At 56.4% G+C, this 15076-nt stretch carries 16 protein-coding genes and 1 riboswitch; of the genes, 2 read left to right on the forward strand and 14 right to left on the reverse strand.

Annotation, left to right across the window (positions count from 1 at the left end; all coding sequences use genetic code 11):
• The first annotated feature begins 101 nt into the window (after nucleotides 1-101).
• The gene (locus NFS31_RS18345; RefSeq protein ID WP_251498340.1) at nucleotides 102-935 is read left to right on the forward strand and encodes a GNAT family N-acetyltransferase; all 834 of its coding nucleotides are present in this window, start codon (nucleotides 102-104) and stop codon (nucleotides 933-935) included.
• A 77-nt stretch (nucleotides 936-1012) separates the two neighbouring features.
• On the opposite strand, the gene NFS31_RS18350 is transcribed toward NFS31_RS18345, so the two are convergent.
• From NFS31_RS18350 to NFS31_RS18410, 13 genes are all read right to left on the reverse strand, one after another.
• On the reverse strand, nucleotides 1013-1729 hold the full coding sequence (locus NFS31_RS18350) for a GTP pyrophosphokinase (protein WP_251498343.1): 717 nt from the start codon (nucleotides 1727-1729) through the stop codon (nucleotides 1013-1015).
• A 103-nt stretch (nucleotides 1730-1832) separates the two neighbouring features.
• Nucleotides 1833-2660, reverse strand: a complete 828-nt coding sequence (locus NFS31_RS18355; protein WP_251498346.1) for an Mrp/NBP35 family ATP-binding protein — start codon at nucleotides 2658-2660, stop codon at nucleotides 1833-1835.
• Nucleotides 2661-2703: 43 nt separating this feature from the next.
• A complete protein-coding gene (locus NFS31_RS18360) occupies nucleotides 2704-3294 on the reverse strand; it encodes a folate family ECF transporter S component (protein WP_251498349.1) in 591 nt (196 codons plus the stop codon).
• Nucleotides 3295-3358: 64 nt separating this feature from the next.
• Nucleotides 3359-3495, reverse strand: a riboswitch (THF riboswitch).
• On the reverse strand, nucleotides 3486-4073 hold the full coding sequence (locus NFS31_RS18365) for a phosphatase PAP2 family protein (protein WP_251498352.1): 588 nt from the start codon (nucleotides 4071-4073) through the stop codon (nucleotides 3486-3488). It overlaps the preceding riboswitch by 10 nt.
• A gap of 3 nt (nucleotides 4074-4076) precedes the next feature.
• On the reverse strand, nucleotides 4077-4511 hold the full coding sequence (locus NFS31_RS18370) for an acyl-CoA thioesterase (RefSeq protein WP_251498355.1): 435 nt from the start codon (nucleotides 4509-4511) through the stop codon (nucleotides 4077-4079).
• A 163-nt stretch (nucleotides 4512-4674) separates the two neighbouring features.
• A complete protein-coding gene (locus NFS31_RS18375; RefSeq protein WP_251498358.1) occupies nucleotides 4675-4941 on the reverse strand; it encodes an HPr family phosphocarrier protein in 267 nt (88 codons plus the stop codon).
• A gap of 21 nt (nucleotides 4942-4962) precedes the next feature.
• Nucleotides 4963-5196 carry a YgiT-type zinc finger protein gene (locus tag NFS31_RS18380; protein ID WP_251498361.1) on the reverse strand — a complete coding sequence of 78 codons (234 nt, stop codon included), beginning with the start codon at nucleotides 5194-5196 and terminating at the stop codon, nucleotides 4963-4965.
• Complete coding sequence (locus NFS31_RS18385) at nucleotides 5193-5507, reverse strand: DUF4258 domain-containing protein (protein WP_251498363.1); 315 nt, start codon at nucleotides 5505-5507, stop codon at nucleotides 5193-5195. The genes NFS31_RS18380 and NFS31_RS18385 overlap by 4 nt, the downstream gene beginning before the upstream one ends.
• 163 nt (nucleotides 5508-5670) lie before the next feature.
• Nucleotides 5671-8139, reverse strand: a complete 2469-nt coding sequence (locus NFS31_RS18390; protein ID WP_251498367.1) for a homocysteine S-methyltransferase family protein — start codon at nucleotides 8137-8139, stop codon at nucleotides 5671-5673.
• 3 nt (nucleotides 8140-8142) lie between these two features.
• On the reverse strand, nucleotides 8143-8787 hold the full coding sequence (locus NFS31_RS18395) for a vitamin B12 dependent-methionine synthase activation domain-containing protein (protein WP_416389482.1): 645 nt from the start codon (nucleotides 8785-8787) through the stop codon (nucleotides 8143-8145).
• A 14-nt stretch (nucleotides 8788-8801) separates the two neighbouring features.
• The gene (gene metF, locus NFS31_RS18400; RefSeq protein ID WP_251498372.1) at nucleotides 8802-9662 is read right to left on the reverse strand and encodes a methylenetetrahydrofolate reductase [NAD(P)H]; all 861 of its coding nucleotides are present in this window, start codon (nucleotides 9660-9662) and stop codon (nucleotides 8802-8804) included.
• Nucleotides 9663-9791: 129 nt separating this feature from the next.
• Entirely contained in the window at nucleotides 9792-10211 is a 420-nt protein-coding gene (locus NFS31_RS18405; protein WP_251498374.1) for an RrF2 family transcriptional regulator, read from the reverse strand.
• A 215-nt stretch (nucleotides 10212-10426) separates the two neighbouring features.
• On the reverse strand, nucleotides 10427-10927 hold the full coding sequence (locus tag NFS31_RS18410; RefSeq protein WP_251498377.1) for a hypothetical protein: 501 nt from the start codon (nucleotides 10925-10927) through the stop codon (nucleotides 10427-10429).
• Nucleotides 10928-11135: 208 nt separating this feature from the next.
• Here NFS31_RS18410 and NFS31_RS18415 point away from each other — a divergent pair, with 208 nt between their 5' ends.
• Entirely contained in the window at nucleotides 11136-12164 is a 1029-nt protein-coding gene (locus NFS31_RS18415) for a PTS sugar transporter subunit IIC (RefSeq protein WP_251498380.1), read from the forward strand.
• Nucleotides 12165-12724: 560 nt separating this feature from the next.
• On the opposite strand, the gene NFS31_RS18420 is transcribed toward NFS31_RS18415, so the two are convergent.
• A complete protein-coding gene (locus NFS31_RS18420; RefSeq protein ID WP_251498382.1) occupies nucleotides 12725-15061 on the reverse strand; it encodes a SpoIID/LytB domain-containing protein in 2337 nt (778 codons plus the stop codon).
• Nucleotides 15062-15076: the final 15 nt, after the last annotated feature.

Raw genomic sequence — 15076 nt, forward strand, 5'->3', positions numbered from 1 at the left:
GAAAAAAGTGGGTGATTTTTGAAAAATAGGTTCTGAAAGCCCCATGAAATAAGGGCTGAAGATTCCGAGAAGTTATAATGCGTCCAAAGGAGGATTGTTTGGTGAAGCTGATTAAAACCGCCGCCCTGACAGCGGCCCATAAGCGCGATCTGGGCAGGCTGGAGGATGCCTGTAAAAACGGGGCGGACGCCCCTGTCCGCTTTCCCCTTGAGGATGCGGATCTCACATTCCTGCTCTATGAAACAACCCCGCCCGCCCGGCTTGCCGCCGCGCTTTTTCTTATTATGCCCCAAATCCCGGATTCTAACGACGCGGCCGAATGCATTGCCTATACCCATCCCGCGCTTCGCAGGAGGGGATACTTCTCGCGTTTATTTGAGGCGGCCGAAACGGAGATCTCAGAAACGGATCTTCTGTTTCCCGTGTGCCGGGGCGGCAGGGGGACTCTCAAAGCCTTAGAGGCCCTGGGCGCTGAATTTTCCCATGCCGAATACCGGATGGATCTCTCCCTGCCCGGGCGCGGTCCCCTTTCCGGCGGCGGCCTTTTTGCCGTGTCCCGGCCTCAGGCCGCCGCCGGCCTTCAAGCCTCGCCCCCGCCTCAGAGCCGGAACCGCGACGCCCCCCTTATCTGCGCGGTCACCCAGGAGGCAACGGACGTCTTTTCCTACTCCTTTTCTCTTGGAAACGGCGAGGACGCCGCCTGCCATACCATACGCTGTGGGACGTCTGCCTGCCTCTACGGCTTATCCGTCCGGCCCGCCCTGCGCCGCAGGGGGATCGGAAGCCGGGCCCTCTCCCATGTCCTGGCATTTCTCGCCCGGGAAGGCGTGCGCCTCGTCTTCCTCCACGTTTCCGGCGATAACCTGCCGGCCGTATCGCTGTATAAAAAAGCAGGGTTCCGTATCGCCGAAACCCTGTCCTACTATCTCTATTGAAACGCTGTAACGGTTCCGAGCGCCTCTCAACCGCTACAAAACGCCGCCGCTGTCCGCAATCGCCCGCCGCCTGAACGCTAAGTATTATCCACAACAAAGCCCTTATCCTCAATCCGGCGGCGGATATCCAGCATCCTCCAGTCCGTTCCTGCTATGATCTCCGCGCATTCCTTGAGCTGCGCGCCGATCTCGGCGGCGTCAAATTCATCAAGCTGCTTTTTATATTTCAACTGATGGTCAAGGCTGGCCCAGAAATCCATGGCAATGGTCCGGATCTGCACCTCCACCCGCATCATCTTTTTGCAGTTTGAGAAAAACACCGGCACCTCCACAATCATGTGATAGCTGCGGTACCCGTTTTCCTTCGGGCTGCGGATATAATCCTTAATGGCGATCACCTTGATATCATCCTGCCGGGCCAGCATCCGGCTGATCTCATAGATGTCGTCAATAAAGGAACATATCACGCGGATCCCCGCGATATCGTCCAGATGCTGCGTCATGGATTCCACCGTCACGGGAAGGCCGCGCCTGTGCAGCTTATCGATAATGCTTTGCGGCCGCTTCACCCTTGACTTGATCATCTCAATCGGATTTCTGGACTTCTTTACGGAAAGCTCGTCATTCAAAACCTCCAGCTTTGTCTTCACTTCCCGTATGGCGCAGGTATACTGCATCAGGCTCTCCTTAAGCTGCTGAGCCATCCCCATCAGGCTCTCAGGAATCTCAATTTCCTTTGGGGCATTCAGCGCAAAATGGCTGATCTCGCTGCTCGGATTCAAATTCGTGTTCATCAAAAGCACCCCATTTTTTCTTTCGGTTTAATCTGCTTTTATTATACATGAGACGCCGCTTTGACACAACTAAAGAATCCATTAAATTTGTATCGGCCGGATGCTAAACCCGCTCCGCCGCATCCACCGCCTGCGCAAGCCACGGGGCTTCTATATATTCCACGGCGCCCTGATCCACGGCGTCCGCAATCTTCGGGTCAATGGGTATTTTCGCCAGCACGGGAATCCCGTACTCCTTCGCCGTCTCCTCCACCCGGCTCTCCCCGAATACGGAGATCCGCTTTTTGCAGTCCGGACATTCCAGGTAGCTCATATTTTCAACCAGACCGAGAATCGGGATGTCCATCTTTCTGGCCATATTGACCGCCTTGGCCACGATCATGGAAACCAGCTCCTGCGGGGAGGTCACGATGATAATGCCGTTCAGCGGAAGGGACTGGAATACGGTCAGCGGCACGTCTCCCGTCCCGGGAGGCATATCCACGAGCATATAATCAATATCCTTCCAGAGCGCCTCGCTCCAGAACTGCTTGATCACCCCGCCCACAATCGGGCCGCGCCAGATCACGGGATCCGTTTCGTGATCCAGAATCAGGTTGGAGGAGAGCGCCTGTATTCCCGTCGCGCTCTCCGCCGGCAGCATGAGCTGATCATCGGTCACATGCACTGTCCCATGCAGGCCGAATGCCTTGGGGATCGACGGCCCTGTGATATCCGCGTCCAGAATCCCCACCCTGTGGCCCCGCGCCCGCAGCCCGCAGGCAGTCAGGGAGGTGACAAGCGATTTGCCCACGCCCCCCTTGCCGCTGACCACGCCGATGACCTTTTTCACCGAGCTCTGAGGATGTAACGGCTCCAGAAAACTCTGCGCCGTGCGCTGCGAACAGTTCTCGCTGCAGCTTTCACAATTATGATTGCAACTTTCACTCATTTTTACATTTTCCTTTCTGCATATATGGAAGTTTGACGGCGCGTCACCTGCGGACCGCGGCCCGGCAGCTCTTTCCTTCCTTCCGGCCCCGGATCGTCCGCACAAGGCCGATCGCCTCCAGACGGCTCACGATCAGGTACACAATCATGGAGTCCACCGGCCATTTAATCAGGTTCTTGACTGCCCGCACCGGTAAAAGCGCGAGAAACGCCTTGCCCGAGGTCAGGCTGAGCCACAGCGTCGTGAGGCCCATATTGACGATCAGCACGATCGCCAGATGCACGGCGAGCACACGTGCAAACGACAGCGGCCTCTTGTAGAGGAAGGTTCCGTAAATGACGCCGGCCAGGGCGGCGTTAAACGTATATCCCGGAAAATACGGGCCTGTGGGCTTGGCCACAAACTTGACGATATCCAGGATTGCCCCGTACACACCGCCTAACACCGGGCCGAATAAATAATAGACAAACTGGTTTACCACGCTCCCAAAGCCGATCTTTAAATACGGCCCGGCCTCGATGGTAAAATACCCCAGAACGACGGAAATTGCCATGAACATGGCCGCCGCGGTAACGGCCCTTATGTTTTTCAGTTCACGGTAGGAATCCCTGTAAATGGCTGCAAACTTCTTCATAAAAAAATACCTCCTTTTCATGCAGGCCTCTCGATCTACATCAGAAGATATTTCCTATCCACGATGCAGCGGGATGCGGGGTACAGACCGCGGAATATACCGCGGTTTCGCCCTTCTCCCGGCCGCAAACCGCGTCTACCCTTCGTCCGGCTGGCAACTCCCCGTCCAGCCGGCACTTAACGCCTGTATCCCTACTCTGCGTTTCTCTGATTGTCATGTTTTGCGTGACTTTTTTTTCGCATGTCCAGTATACCATATCTTTTGTATTTTTCAACCAAAATATGTACACAGACCGCGATCACCGCGCCCAGAAGCATCCCGCACAGCACGTCCGTCGGAAAATGGACGAACAGATACATCCTGGAAAAGGCGATGCATGCGGCCAGGGCAAGCATAACGATTCCAAAGGGCCTGTGGTAAAGAAACACGCTGACCGCTGTCTCAAACGCCGCCAGCGTATGGCCGGAGGGAAACGAGTAATCCGCCGGGCTCGCGACCAGCAGCGCAACCGTCCCGTCCAGCCAGCAGGGGCGGCTGCGCATCACCGCATTCTTAAGGAACAGATTGCCAATCAAAAAGCCGCACAGGAGCGAGAGGAGAACTGAAATCCCAACCCGTCTCGTCCGTTTCGGGACGATCAGCAAAAGCCCTGTCACGATAAACAGCCACCCGCCGTTTCCCAGAAAGGAAACCCGCTCCATGAACCAGTCCAGAAAAGGCGCGCGCAGCTCCTGGATACGGTGCAGAAGAAAAAATTCCGCTTCATAAAGCCCCTGCATCCGTCAGCCTTCCTCCCCGTTTTCCCCTGTATACTCGCGGAACGCCTTGTCCATCTCAAGGTAATTGCGCTTTAAGGAAACGGGCTTTCCGTCCCGGTTCAGAAAGCAGTGGCGGCTCTCTCCCACGCAGCGCACCATGTCCGTCTCCTTGTCGATCACCGTGTATTCAAGCGTCATCCGGATCCCGTTATACTCTTTTAAATGAACCAGAATCTGGACCGTCTCCCCGAACCGCGCCATGCTCTTGTACTCGCTGTGGACCGAGAGAACCGGGCATATAATCCCCTGCTTCTCCATCTGCGCGTACCCCATCCCCATCTGATCCATCATATCCACCCTGGCCTCCTCAAACCAGTGCAGATAATTCGCGTGGTGGATGATTCCCATCTGATCCGTCTCATAATACTGCGTCTTGTGCTCATATACCCTTAACTTCATATCAACGCTCCTTTTGCTGAAAGGAGAGTATCGCCCCCTGTGCAATACTCTCCCCCTTTCGTAACTGCAGGAGCTATACTCCCGCAGTTCCTTACCTTTCACTTCCCGTACACATCCCGGCGCGCCCCGCTCCGGGGCCTGCCTTTTTCGGCGCAGGCAGGGCTCAGCCCTCTCCCAGCCCGCTCTCGATCGCCTCTGAAATCGTCTTAAGCGCCTCCGCCTCATCCGGGCCGTCGCAGATAAGCTCAATCTCCGTACCGCACTTGATCCCCGCGGCCATCACGTTTAAAACGCTTTTTGCCTTGATCTCCTTCTCCCCGCACTCGATCGTGATGTTGCTCTTAAATTTCATCGCGGTCTGGGATAATACTCCCGCCGGCCTCAGATGAAGCCCGGACGGGTTTACTACCGTTAATTTTTTCGATAACATCGTTCTCTTCTCTCCTCCCTTTTATGCAGCACTGCTGTAATTTACAATAGAAATTTCCTGTGTAAATTGTTTCGCCTGCTCTGTGATCTGCTCCAGCCTCTTAATCACATCGCCTGTATAGATAATTTCATTGCATTCCGTACATTTATAACAAGGGACATTCCGCACAATCAACAGACAGTTTCCCAAATCTGTAACACTTGTTGTATATCCCTTGTCTGCTCTCGCCCCGCATTCCATACATACCATCATCATCTCCCCCTTCTTACCTTAAAATCACTTTCCCATCGATCTGGATCAGGAAAATATGCTGTTATTAAATATATGAAATCCGTATCACAGCTTACAACTATATGAATATGTTGTGATTTCACAGAAAAACCCAAGAGCAGACAACTTGGTAATGGTTTATCATCTTCATACTGTTTGATAATCTCACCTGTATGGATACCGTTTACAATACCATCAATACTTATCATCCGCTCATATAAGCGGATTCTGGCATGCTCTGTTATCGCTATATTTTCAGGCTTATTTAACGCTTTTAGCTGTTCTATCGTCACCATTTCGCACCGGCTTTTTGATTGATAATTTTATTATATCAAATTTTTCCGTAAATTCAAGCCATATATACCTATTGTCCATGTTATTCCAGAAAGCAGCCGACATAATGCAGACGGGGAAACGCCGTAAGAAGGAGCAGAGGCGGGTCCATGCCGCCTGAAACATTTACATGTTATATACCCTCTTCGCATACTCCACCGAGGCCATCGCGTCCTTACAATACGCATCCGCTCCAATCGTCATTGCATATTCCTCTGTCAGCACCGCGCCGCCCACCATGACCTTCGCCCAGGGCGCGTCCTTTCTCAAAAGGCGGATCGTCTCCTCCATGGCCGGGACCGTGGTGGTCATCAGCGCGCTTAAACCCACCAGCTTCACATGGCCTTTAACCGTCTCTTCGGCAATCCGCTCCGGGCTCACGTCCTTGCCGAGATCCATGACCTGAAAACTGTAATTTTCCAGCAGAACCTTTACGATATTTTTTCCGATGTCGTGAATATCGCCTTTTACGGTGGCGAGGATCACCCGCTCCTTTTGTCCCTGCGCGCTGCCGGACGCTTCCATGCTCTCCTTTATGACGCCAAAGGCCGCCTTGGCCGCCTCTGCGCTCATAAGAAGCTGGGGCAGGAACACGGTTCCGGCCTCAAAGCCCTTTCCGACCCGGTCAAGGGCAGGGATCATGCAGGAATCAATAATCTCCAGGGCAGGGCGTTCCTTCAGAAGCTGCTCTGCGGCCCGCGCGGCCTGATCCTTTAAGCCCCGCTCCACGCTGGCCGCGAGGAACGCCTCCGAATCCTCAGGGGATAGCCGGGCCTCAGAGGGCGCCGCGGCTCCTGATAAGCCCGTCTCAGGAGATGCTGCTGGCCCCGGGAGCGCTCCCTGGCCGCCGGCCTTCTTTTTCGCGGCCGCCTCCGGCCCGTAGATGCGGATATAATCGCTGCAGTACGGATCCAGCGCATGGAGGGCGCGGAAGCTATGGTACGAACACATCATTTCCCTTGAATTCGGGTTTACGATCGCCGCGTCAAGCCCGGCGGACAGCGCCATGGTAAAAAATGCGGCGTTGATGTGTTCGCGCAGCGGGAGGCCGAAGGAAATATTGGAGACGCCAAGGATGGTCCGGCCGCCCAGCTCTGTTTTGACGCGGCGGACCGTCTCGAGAACCGTCAGCGCGCTCTCCGGATTGGAGCTGATGGTCATGCACAGGGCGTCGATCAGGATGTCCTCCCTGCCGATTCCGTATCGCTCTGCCTCCGCGTAGATCCGGCGGGCGATGGCGAGCCGTCCGTCGGCCGTCTCCGGGATGCCCTCTTCGTCGAGCGTCAGGGCGACCAGTACGCCCCCGTAATGCCGCACAAGGGGAAACACGGCGTCCATGACTTCTTTCTTTCCGTTCACGGAATTGACGAGCGGTTTTCCGTTGTAGACGCGCAGCGCCGCCGCGAGAGCCTTTGGATCCGACGTGTCAAGCTGGAGCGGCAGCTCGGTCACGGACTGCAGCTCGGCCACGATCTCCGCCATCACAGAAGCCTCGTCGATCTCAGGAAGCCCGGCGTTTACGTCCAGAACCGCGGCCCCGCTTTCCTGCTGGGCAATCCCCTCCCCCAGGATGAACTCCAGATCATGCCCGATCAGCGCTTTCTTAAGCCGCGGCTTGCCCGTGGGGTTGATCCGCTCGCCGATGATCACAGGCTCCCTGCCAAATTCCACGGCCGCCGCATAGGAGGCTGCCACGGTGCGGTTCTTTTTTTCAATGCGCGGCGCGGGACGCACCCTTACGCGCTCCTTTAAAAGGCGCATGTGCTCCGGCGTCGTCCCGCAGCACCCGCCCACGGCGGAAACGCCCAAATCCAGGATCGAATCCATGACCTCTGCAAATTCGGAAGGCGTAATATCATAGACGGTCCGGTCCTTCTCGCTCCTCGGAAGGCCGGCGTTGGGGTTGACAATCACAGGGATCGACGCGCAGGCGGTCAGGCGCTCTGCCAGTGGCTTCATCTGGATCGGCCCCAGGCCGCAGTTGATGCCCAGGGCGTCCACGCCCAGGCCCTCCAGCATGGCCGTAACGGCCTCCGGCGTACCGCCTGTTAAGAGCTTGCCCGAGCCGTCAAAGATCACGGTCGCAAAGATCGGAAGCTTCGCGCGCTCCTTTGCGGCCAGAACCGCCGCCTTGAGCTCATACATATCGCTCATCGTCTCAATCACGATGAGATCCGCGCCTGCTTTTGCGCCTGCCTCCGCAACCTCCCCGAATACAGCGACCGCTTCCTCAAAACCGAGATCGCCCATAGGCTTTAAAAGCTTTCCCGTAGGCCCGATATCCAGGGCCGTAAAACCCCTGCCCGCGGCCTTTACGGCCCGCTTTGCATTCTCTGTGCCGGCCCTTACGATCTCCTCCACGCCGGGCCCGCCCGTTCCTGCATATTTCAGCCGGTTTGCCCCAAAGGTATTCGTTAAAATAATATCGCACCCGGCGGCAAGATATGCGCTGTGGATGTCATACACCGCCTCCGGATACGTCAGATTCCACAGCTCCGGGAGCTCGCCTGGCTTTAGGCCCCGCTCCTGCAGAAGGCTTCCCATCCCTCCGTCAAACAATATGATCCGTTTCTTAAGCTCGTCCAGTATTCCCATGCTCTATCCTCTCCGGTAAGGGCAGTCCGCCTTCCCGCATGCCTCGCACCCTTCCATCTCACAATGCGCATCTGTCCTTCCCGCCCCGATCACGGCCGTCACAGATTTCGACGGAGCCATCAAGAGACGATCGGTCAGGGTAACGCCAATCTGCTTTTCTGCCTGCAGGGCCCTGAAAAGCCCTTTCTGCGCCTCCAGCGGGAAGTCGCCGTATCCCGGGCTGAAGCGCGGCCGCAGATAGAAGCCGCGCGCCCGCGCCTCCTCCTTTAAGCGTTCATTCTCCTGATTGCAGTACGCCTCCAGAAGGGCCGACGACGCGGCCTGCAGCACAACCGCCCGGCTCATGGACACATGGCTGCAGCGCCGCAGTAGGAAATCCACCCCTGTGCCCAGCGTGGCCGCAAAGAGAACCGCCTCTTCGCAGCCCTCCAGATTCTTCTGTAGCTGGCCGCTTTTCACGGTAAAGCAGCTAAAATCAAGCGTCCCGTCCGGCCATATCCGCAGCGGAAAACGGCGCGAACAGGAACGCGGCGACGCGGCCTCCATAAGCTCCAGAAGGCAGCTCTCTGTAAGCTCCCTCACCCGTTCATCCGGTCCGGCGCTCCCATAGCCCATATAGCGGTAAATTTCACGGCGGTTTACTTCCATACTCATCCGGCTCCTCAAAGAATTTCCGACAGGCTCTCCCGGATCTGCCCCGCCACGTCCGGCTTATTCATAGAATACACATGAACCGCATCGACATGGTTGGCAAGCAGATCAATGATCTGCTCCGTGGCATACGCGATCCCCGCCTGCTTCATGGCCGCCGGGCGATCCCCGAAACGGTCCAGTACCGCCTTAAAACGCGGCGGCAGGCAGGTCCCGGACATGCCCACAATCCGTGCGATCTGCTTCACATTCGTCACAGGCATGATCCCAGCTACCACCGGAACGGTAATCCCCTGCTCCCGGATCCTGTACAGATAATTGTAGAGGAGGTTATTGTCAAAAAACATCTGCGTCGTCACAAAATCGCAGCCGGCCTCCACCTTCTCCTTCAGGTGGACGATATCCGCTGTCTTATTCTCCGACTCCACATGGCCCTCCGGATAGCAGGCCGCGCCGATACACAGATCCGGGGCCGCCTCCCTGATATCGCGGATCAGTTCCGACGCGTACCGGTAGTCCGCCGCCAGCGGGCCGCCTTTGGGGATATCCCCCCGAAGCGCAAGGACATTTTCAATGCCGGCCTCCCGCATCTGCAAAAGGCGCTCCTTCACCTCGTCACGGGTTGAAGAAACACACGTCAGATGCGCCAGGGCGGTAACGCCGCATTGTCTTTGCAGATCCGACGCGATGCCGATGGTATAGCGGCTCGTCCCGCCGCCCGCGCCGTACGTAACGCTCATAAACGCCGGCTTAAGCTGTGCGATCGAAAACGCGGCCCGCTCAACGGACTCATAATTGCTCTCCTCCTTAGGCGGAAAAACCTCGAACGAGAGCGTGGGCTTTCCTTTGCCTAAAATATCTCTGATCTTCAATGTTCATCTGCTCCTTTGTCCCTGTTATTTCCCGGTATACTGTCCGCATTCATCCGAAGCGGACGTACATCTGCGGCAAACGCATGGCCGGGCCGCCCTTCCCCTGTGATGAACGGCGGGGCGGCCGGCCTACCGCTTCTGTACGTTTCCGTCAAGGATGTCCTGCAGGGTGATACTGTCCAGGTATTCGTTGATCACCTGGTAAAGCCCCCTCCAGACCGGAAGCGTCGGGCACTGGCCGCTTCGGCTGCACTCAACCGGATCGTGCTTTAAGCAGGCCACCGGGGCCAGCTTTCCCTCCGTAATGCGCAAAATCTGCCCCACTGTATATTCCTCCGGCCTCCCAAATAAACGGTAGCCCCCCTGAAAGCCGCGGGTCGCCAGGAGAATATCCGACTGGTTCAAAAGCGGAATAATCTGCTCCAGATACTTCTTGGAAATCCCCTGCCTGACTGCAATATCCCTCAAAGCAATGTACCCTCTGTCCTGGTGCTCCGCCAAATCAACCAGCATACGGAGCGCGTATCGTCCTTTTGTTGAAATTGTCATAGCTTCCCCACCTCGCTTGTCATCTGAAGTATTCCAACTCTACTAACATCTACCGGCTTATGTCTCATAAAATCAGGTTACATGATGGCGCTCAGAAGCATTTTTTGTAACGGTGCGGATATCCTGACCGTTACCATCTATAACGATCCGCCCCCTTTACAGGACGGGCCGCCTCAAACATGCCGCAGGCAGGCCAGCGGCCCCCGCTGCATGTCTCAAAACAAAAACACAAGGAAGGGAAGCATCCCGCCCAGCGCAATCAACAGGAGGATGATGATCGTGATAATAACAAACACAGAGGTCATCCCTCCCATCCCGTCGCCTGCCTGGGGCGTCTGCGTGCTCTTCGCCCCTGTCCGGGCCGGCGCGGGCGGCAGATTCCTCATCCCGGCGCGCCCCAGGGAAGTCTGCACGCTCCCCATCCCGGCGGCGCGTCCCGGCCCTGCCTGCGCGGCCCCCGTCCCGGCGCGCCCCGGAGACGGCGGCGGGTTTCCTGTCCCGCGGGCCGGCGCAGGCGGCTGCGCGGCTCGCCCGGGCGCGGGCGGAACCTGGGAAAACGCGTGGTATTCGCAGTTCCTCTCATTCGCCGGATGGCGCTCATTTAAGTAATAATTGACATCAGCCACGTCCGGCCGGCGCACAAAGCTCCTGCAAAAATGGCAGTAATGTCTGGTTTTCATTTCATGATCACAGATCGGACATATCCTTTTACGCATCCCTATTCTCCTTTTGCACATCCCGGCGGCCCGCGCCCTGTCGTCCTCCTTTATTACCTATATTATAACATATCGCAGCGAATGCCTGCAATGAAAATTCACAAAAATGAAAGTTGTCAATCTTCGATTTTCTTTTTGCCGTAAATATGCTACAATAAGATAACGCGCACGCGCGTTAAAATTATCCATCTGCAAAGGAGGGCTTCCCATGAGCCAGACTGCTTTTAAGGATTTTCTGAAACGAAAACAGGTCAACATTTCCGTCCAGGCCTATCTGATCGACGCCCTGGGCGCGATGGCCTTTGGCTTATTCGCCTCGCTTTTGGTCGGAACCATCTTCTCCACCCTTGGCCAGCGCACCCATATCCAGTTTTTTGAGATCATCTCTTCCTACGCAAAGAGCGCTACCGGAGCCGCCCTCGGCGTCTCCATTGCCTATGCGCTGAAAGCCCCGCAGCTCGTCCTGTTTTCCGCCGCCACGGTCGGAATCGCCGGAAATGACCTGGGCGGGCCGGTAGGGGCCCTGATCGCCACAATCCTCGCCGTGGAGCTGGGAAAGCTTATCTCAAAGGAGACGCCGGTCGATATCCTCCTGACCCCCGCCGTCACCATCATCAGCGGCGCTTTTGCCGCCCGGTTCGTCGGCCCCGGCGTCTCTGCCTTCATGAGCGCGTTCGGCAATCTCGTCAAAACCGCCACCGTCATGCAGCCGTTCTTTATGGGGATCCTGGTTTCCGCGCTCATCGGCGTCGCCCTCACGCTCCCCATCAGCAGCGCGGCCATCTGTATCATGCTGGGCCTCGACGGCCTGGCCGGAGGCGCGGCCACAGCCGGGTGCTGCGCGCAGATGATCGGCTTCGCCGTCTTAAGCTTTTCCGAAAATAAATGGGGCGGCCTCCTGGCCCAGGGGCTCGGAACCTCCATGCTGCAGATGGGAAACATCGTCCGCAATCCCCGGATCTGGATCGCCCCCACCCTGGCCTCCATGATAACAGGCCCCGTCTCCACCGTGATCTTTAAGCTGGAAAACATCCCCGAGGGCGCCGGCATGGGGACATGCGGCATGGTAGGCCCCATCGGCATCTATGCCGCTATGCAGGAAAGCCGCAATCCCGCTATGTGGCCCGGTATACTGCTTGTCTGCTTCGTGCTTCCCGCGGCGCTGACGCTTTTGTTTGGGAGTGCATTGAGAAGGCTCGGATGGATCCGGGAGGGGGATATGAAGCTTGATTTATAACGGGCTCCTTATGGATTTAATGTACTCTCGGAATCTCGCTGTGCCTGATTTTGTGAGATGATTTTTTGTCAGATGTGCACAAATTTATGAGGCGTACGTGGAGCGTACGTTGATTAAATTTGGGTGCATCTGGCGGAAAATCAGCCGCAAAAGCAGGCGCAGAGAGATTCCGAGAGTACATTTTAGTATCGGACTCTGGCTGCAGGCCCGGCAAGCTTTAATAAAAGCAACAGATAACATGGCTCATCACGGCTGTATCATAAGAAACATATTCTTACCCGTCTATGCCAGACAAAATTAATACAAAACTTTCGGCAATATGAGATTCGTCCCAAGCCCGCTGATAACGCAGCCAGCTCCTGTATCCATAAGGAACCCGCAGAAAACCGCCGGCGCTTAGCGAGGTCTTTTCGAGCTTAGCGTCCGCTGCGCTTTTCTCCGGGCGGAAGCGGGGTTCCGCTGGATACAGGAGCTGGCGGCCCCCTCACAATAAACCACAGCTCACATACGCCTTAAGCAAATGACACTTCTTCACAAAACCCGAACCGCTGCATCCAAATTCACCCCTCGACCTCCTTCACCTCAACCCCATCAAAGAAAAAGGTCAGAATCGCCTCATAATCCTCCCCCTCCTTTGCCATCTGCTGCGCGCCGTTCTGGCTCATGCCCACGCCGTGGCCATACCCGCCGCCCCAGATAGTAAAAGTCCGTATCCCGGTTTCCTCATCCCTGGCCGTCTCATCCACATCGATAAACGCGCTCGGCAGGCTTGCCCAGTCGGTCATCGTGCTCGCGTCATTTCTTGTATACACAAGCTCCCGCGATCCCAATGTAGAGCGGATCGGCGTCTGCCCCTTAAGCGTCTTCTCCCCTTCGCTTCCGATGAGCTTCACCGCCTTCGCGATGCCGCCGATCCCGCGCTCCGTGACCATGATCGCCTGGAGCCTGCCGATCTCCGGCGCTTTTTCCTCGATCATCGCGCTCGTGACCGTCGTTTTCCACCGGTACAGCGGATAGTCCGAGTCATAATTGCGGCTTCCCTGTCCTCTTATAAACTCAGAAAATTCCTCATTTCCCGGCACGCCGGCCGCCTTCCTTCCGCTGTTTAGGAAAAAGCCTTTGAGGTACGGCACATCCTCCGGCGCGGCGCCCCAGATAGTCCCGTCCGTGGAATAGCCGCAGGAGGTTGAGAAATAAAAGGTCTCCACCGGCTCCCCGCCATAAAATACGAGCTTTCCCTCGGTCTCCTTCACCGCCCGGTCCGTCCGCTCGCTGGCCTTTTCATCGTTATACACCTGATAATTCGTGCTGTCGTCCACATGCGCGCCGTACTGGCTGTAATAATTGGCCTGAATCTGGCGGTATGCATAAGTCCTCGCGCAGACGGCCTGCGCTTTCAGCGCCTCCAGCTCAAAGGAGGTCAGCATCTCGCTCGGCACCACCCGCGTCAGATAATCCTCAATATCCAGCTCATTTAAAAGCAGCAGCCCCTCCGGCTCCCGCATCACCTCAAAGCTGCCGAAATAAGAAGGCGCGCCCTGACGGCGGCTGATGCCCGCCACGGTGATCTCCTTCTGCGGATCCAGCGGTTCAATCCTTAAGCGTCCTTCCTTCAGGCGCGCATCATCCGCTTTGAGGATCAGGCTTGCTCCCGCTTCCACGGTTTCCTCTTTCCCGTGATACGTAAGCCGCATCCCGCATTCGCTGCGAAGCGCAATCTCCTCATGGAAGATCGAAGAAAATCCCGTATTCATAATAAGCACGCGAATATTTTTGGCGGAAAAGCTTTTGGTCAGGAGCGCGGCGCAGATCTTCTGATCCGCCACCACGAATTTCCCCAGATCATAGCCGACCACGATCTGGCTCTTCCTCTGCTCGCGGACCACGCCATATGTCTTATAAACCTTAAAATCCGCGTCCAGCTTAAGCGTCCCGTAGCCCTCGATCTCGATGGAATCCTCCCGGACAGCCAGCACCTTTCCTTCCACCGTATCATTTTTCAGGGACAGCTTTTTTATCTCCCCCTTTTCGAGAGACACGTCGGCCAGCGCTCCGTCCTCCTGCGCCAGTCCGTCCGGAAGGGGGAATTCACGCGCAATGGTTCCTATGTAAAGCTTCATCCGGCCCGCCCCGTCCGGTACGAGCCATACGTTCCGGTACGTCACCTGATCCGACACATCCTCTGTCAGGCGGATGATCTCGCTGCCGCGGCATAAAACCGTAATCTCATGATCAATATACGCGTCCAGCGATTCTCCCTCAAAGCCCATCACGCCCCGGCTCGTATAAGCCGTCCAGGGAGATGCCCCGCTGACATTTTCCGGCGTACCGTACAGAAAAAGGCTCTCCTGCGTAACCTTCCCCTCAGGATCCGCCTCTGCCAGAAAGCTCTCATAAAAAAGCTGCCACTCCTCTTTCGGTATGGGCTTCCCGTATTTTTTCCTGGAAATATTCAGTGCATCCGAAAGTCCGGGCTTCACCTGCTCCGCCGCGTAAGCTGCCTCCCCATACGTCAGGGCCCCGACGGCAAAATCACTGTCCGCCTCTTCCTCTGTCTCCAGATACCCTTCCTCCAGAAGATAGTCCATATATTTGGCATACCAGTTCTCCTGATCCCCTCCCTTAAAATGCGAGCCATGCTCCCGCTGGGAGGAAAGGCAGGTCTCCCGGTCCGCCAAAGCCAGCGCCATGGCTTTGGACGCCATGGCGCGCGAAACAGAATTCTCCGCAATATCCATTTTAACAATGACAATGATCAGGAGCAGCACAACAGCCGGGATGAAAAGCGCCCAGCCCATCATCCTCGCCTTTCTCCCGCCCCCCGCGGCCTCTCCTGTCTTAAGGGCCCGTCTCCGGCGTCTCCTGTCTTTCGTATACCGTCCTCTCTCATGTTCCATATTACAGCCTCCCGG

It is taken from the genome of Otoolea muris, from assembly GCF_943193115.1.
Lineage (GTDB): Bacteria > Bacillota > Clostridia > Lachnospirales > Lachnospiraceae > Otoolea > Otoolea muris.

Excerpts from the sequence above, each read along its gene's own strand:
- NFS31_RS18385 (WP_251498363.1), bottom strand. The coding sequence starts at position 5,507 with ATGGTGACGATAGAACAGCTAAAAGCGTTAAATAAGCCTGAAAATATA.
- NFS31_RS18405 (WP_251498374.1), bottom strand. The coding sequence starts at position 10,211 with ATGACAATTTCAACAAAAGGACGATACGCGCTCCGTATGCTGGTTGAT.
- NFS31_RS18370 (WP_251498355.1), bottom strand. The coding sequence starts at position 4,511 with ATGAAGTTAAGGGTATATGAGCACAAGACGCAGTATTATGAGACGGAT.
- NFS31_RS18355 (WP_251498346.1), bottom strand. The coding sequence starts at position 2,660 with ATGAGTGAAAGTTGCAATCATAATTGTGAAAGCTGCAGCGAGAACTGT.
- NFS31_RS18395 (WP_416389482.1), bottom strand. The coding sequence starts at position 8,787 with ATGGAAGTAAACCGCCGTGAAATTTACCGCTATATGGGCTATGGGAGC.
- NFS31_RS18350 (WP_251498343.1), bottom strand. The coding sequence starts at position 1,729 with ATGAACACGAATTTGAATCCGAGCAGCGAGATCAGCCATTTTGCGCTG.
- NFS31_RS18410 (WP_251498377.1), bottom strand. The coding sequence starts at position 10,927 with ATGCGTAAAAGGATATGTCCGATCTGTGATCATGAAATGAAAACCAGA.
- NFS31_RS18365 (WP_251498352.1), bottom strand. The coding sequence starts at position 4,073 with ATGCAGGGGCTTTATGAAGCGGAATTTTTTCTTCTGCACCGTATCCAG.
- NFS31_RS18420 (WP_251498382.1), bottom strand. The coding sequence starts at position 15,061 with ATGGAACATGAGAGAGGACGGTATACGAAAGACAGGAGACGCCGGAGA.
- NFS31_RS18415 (WP_251498380.1), top strand. The coding sequence starts at position 11,136 with ATGAGCCAGACTGCTTTTAAGGATTTTCTGAAACGAAAACAGGTCAAC.
- NFS31_RS18375 (WP_251498358.1), bottom strand. The coding sequence starts at position 4,941 with ATGTTATCGAAAAAATTAACGGTAGTAAACCCGTCCGGGCTTCATCTG.
- NFS31_RS18390 (WP_251498367.1), bottom strand. The coding sequence starts at position 8,139 with ATGGGAATACTGGACGAGCTTAAGAAACGGATCATATTGTTTGACGGA.
- NFS31_RS18360 (WP_251498349.1), bottom strand. The coding sequence starts at position 3,294 with ATGAAGAAGTTTGCAGCCATTTACAGGGATTCCTACCGTGAACTGAAA.
- NFS31_RS18380 (WP_251498361.1), bottom strand. The coding sequence starts at position 5,196 with ATGATGATGGTATGTATGGAATGCGGGGCGAGAGCAGACAAGGGATAT.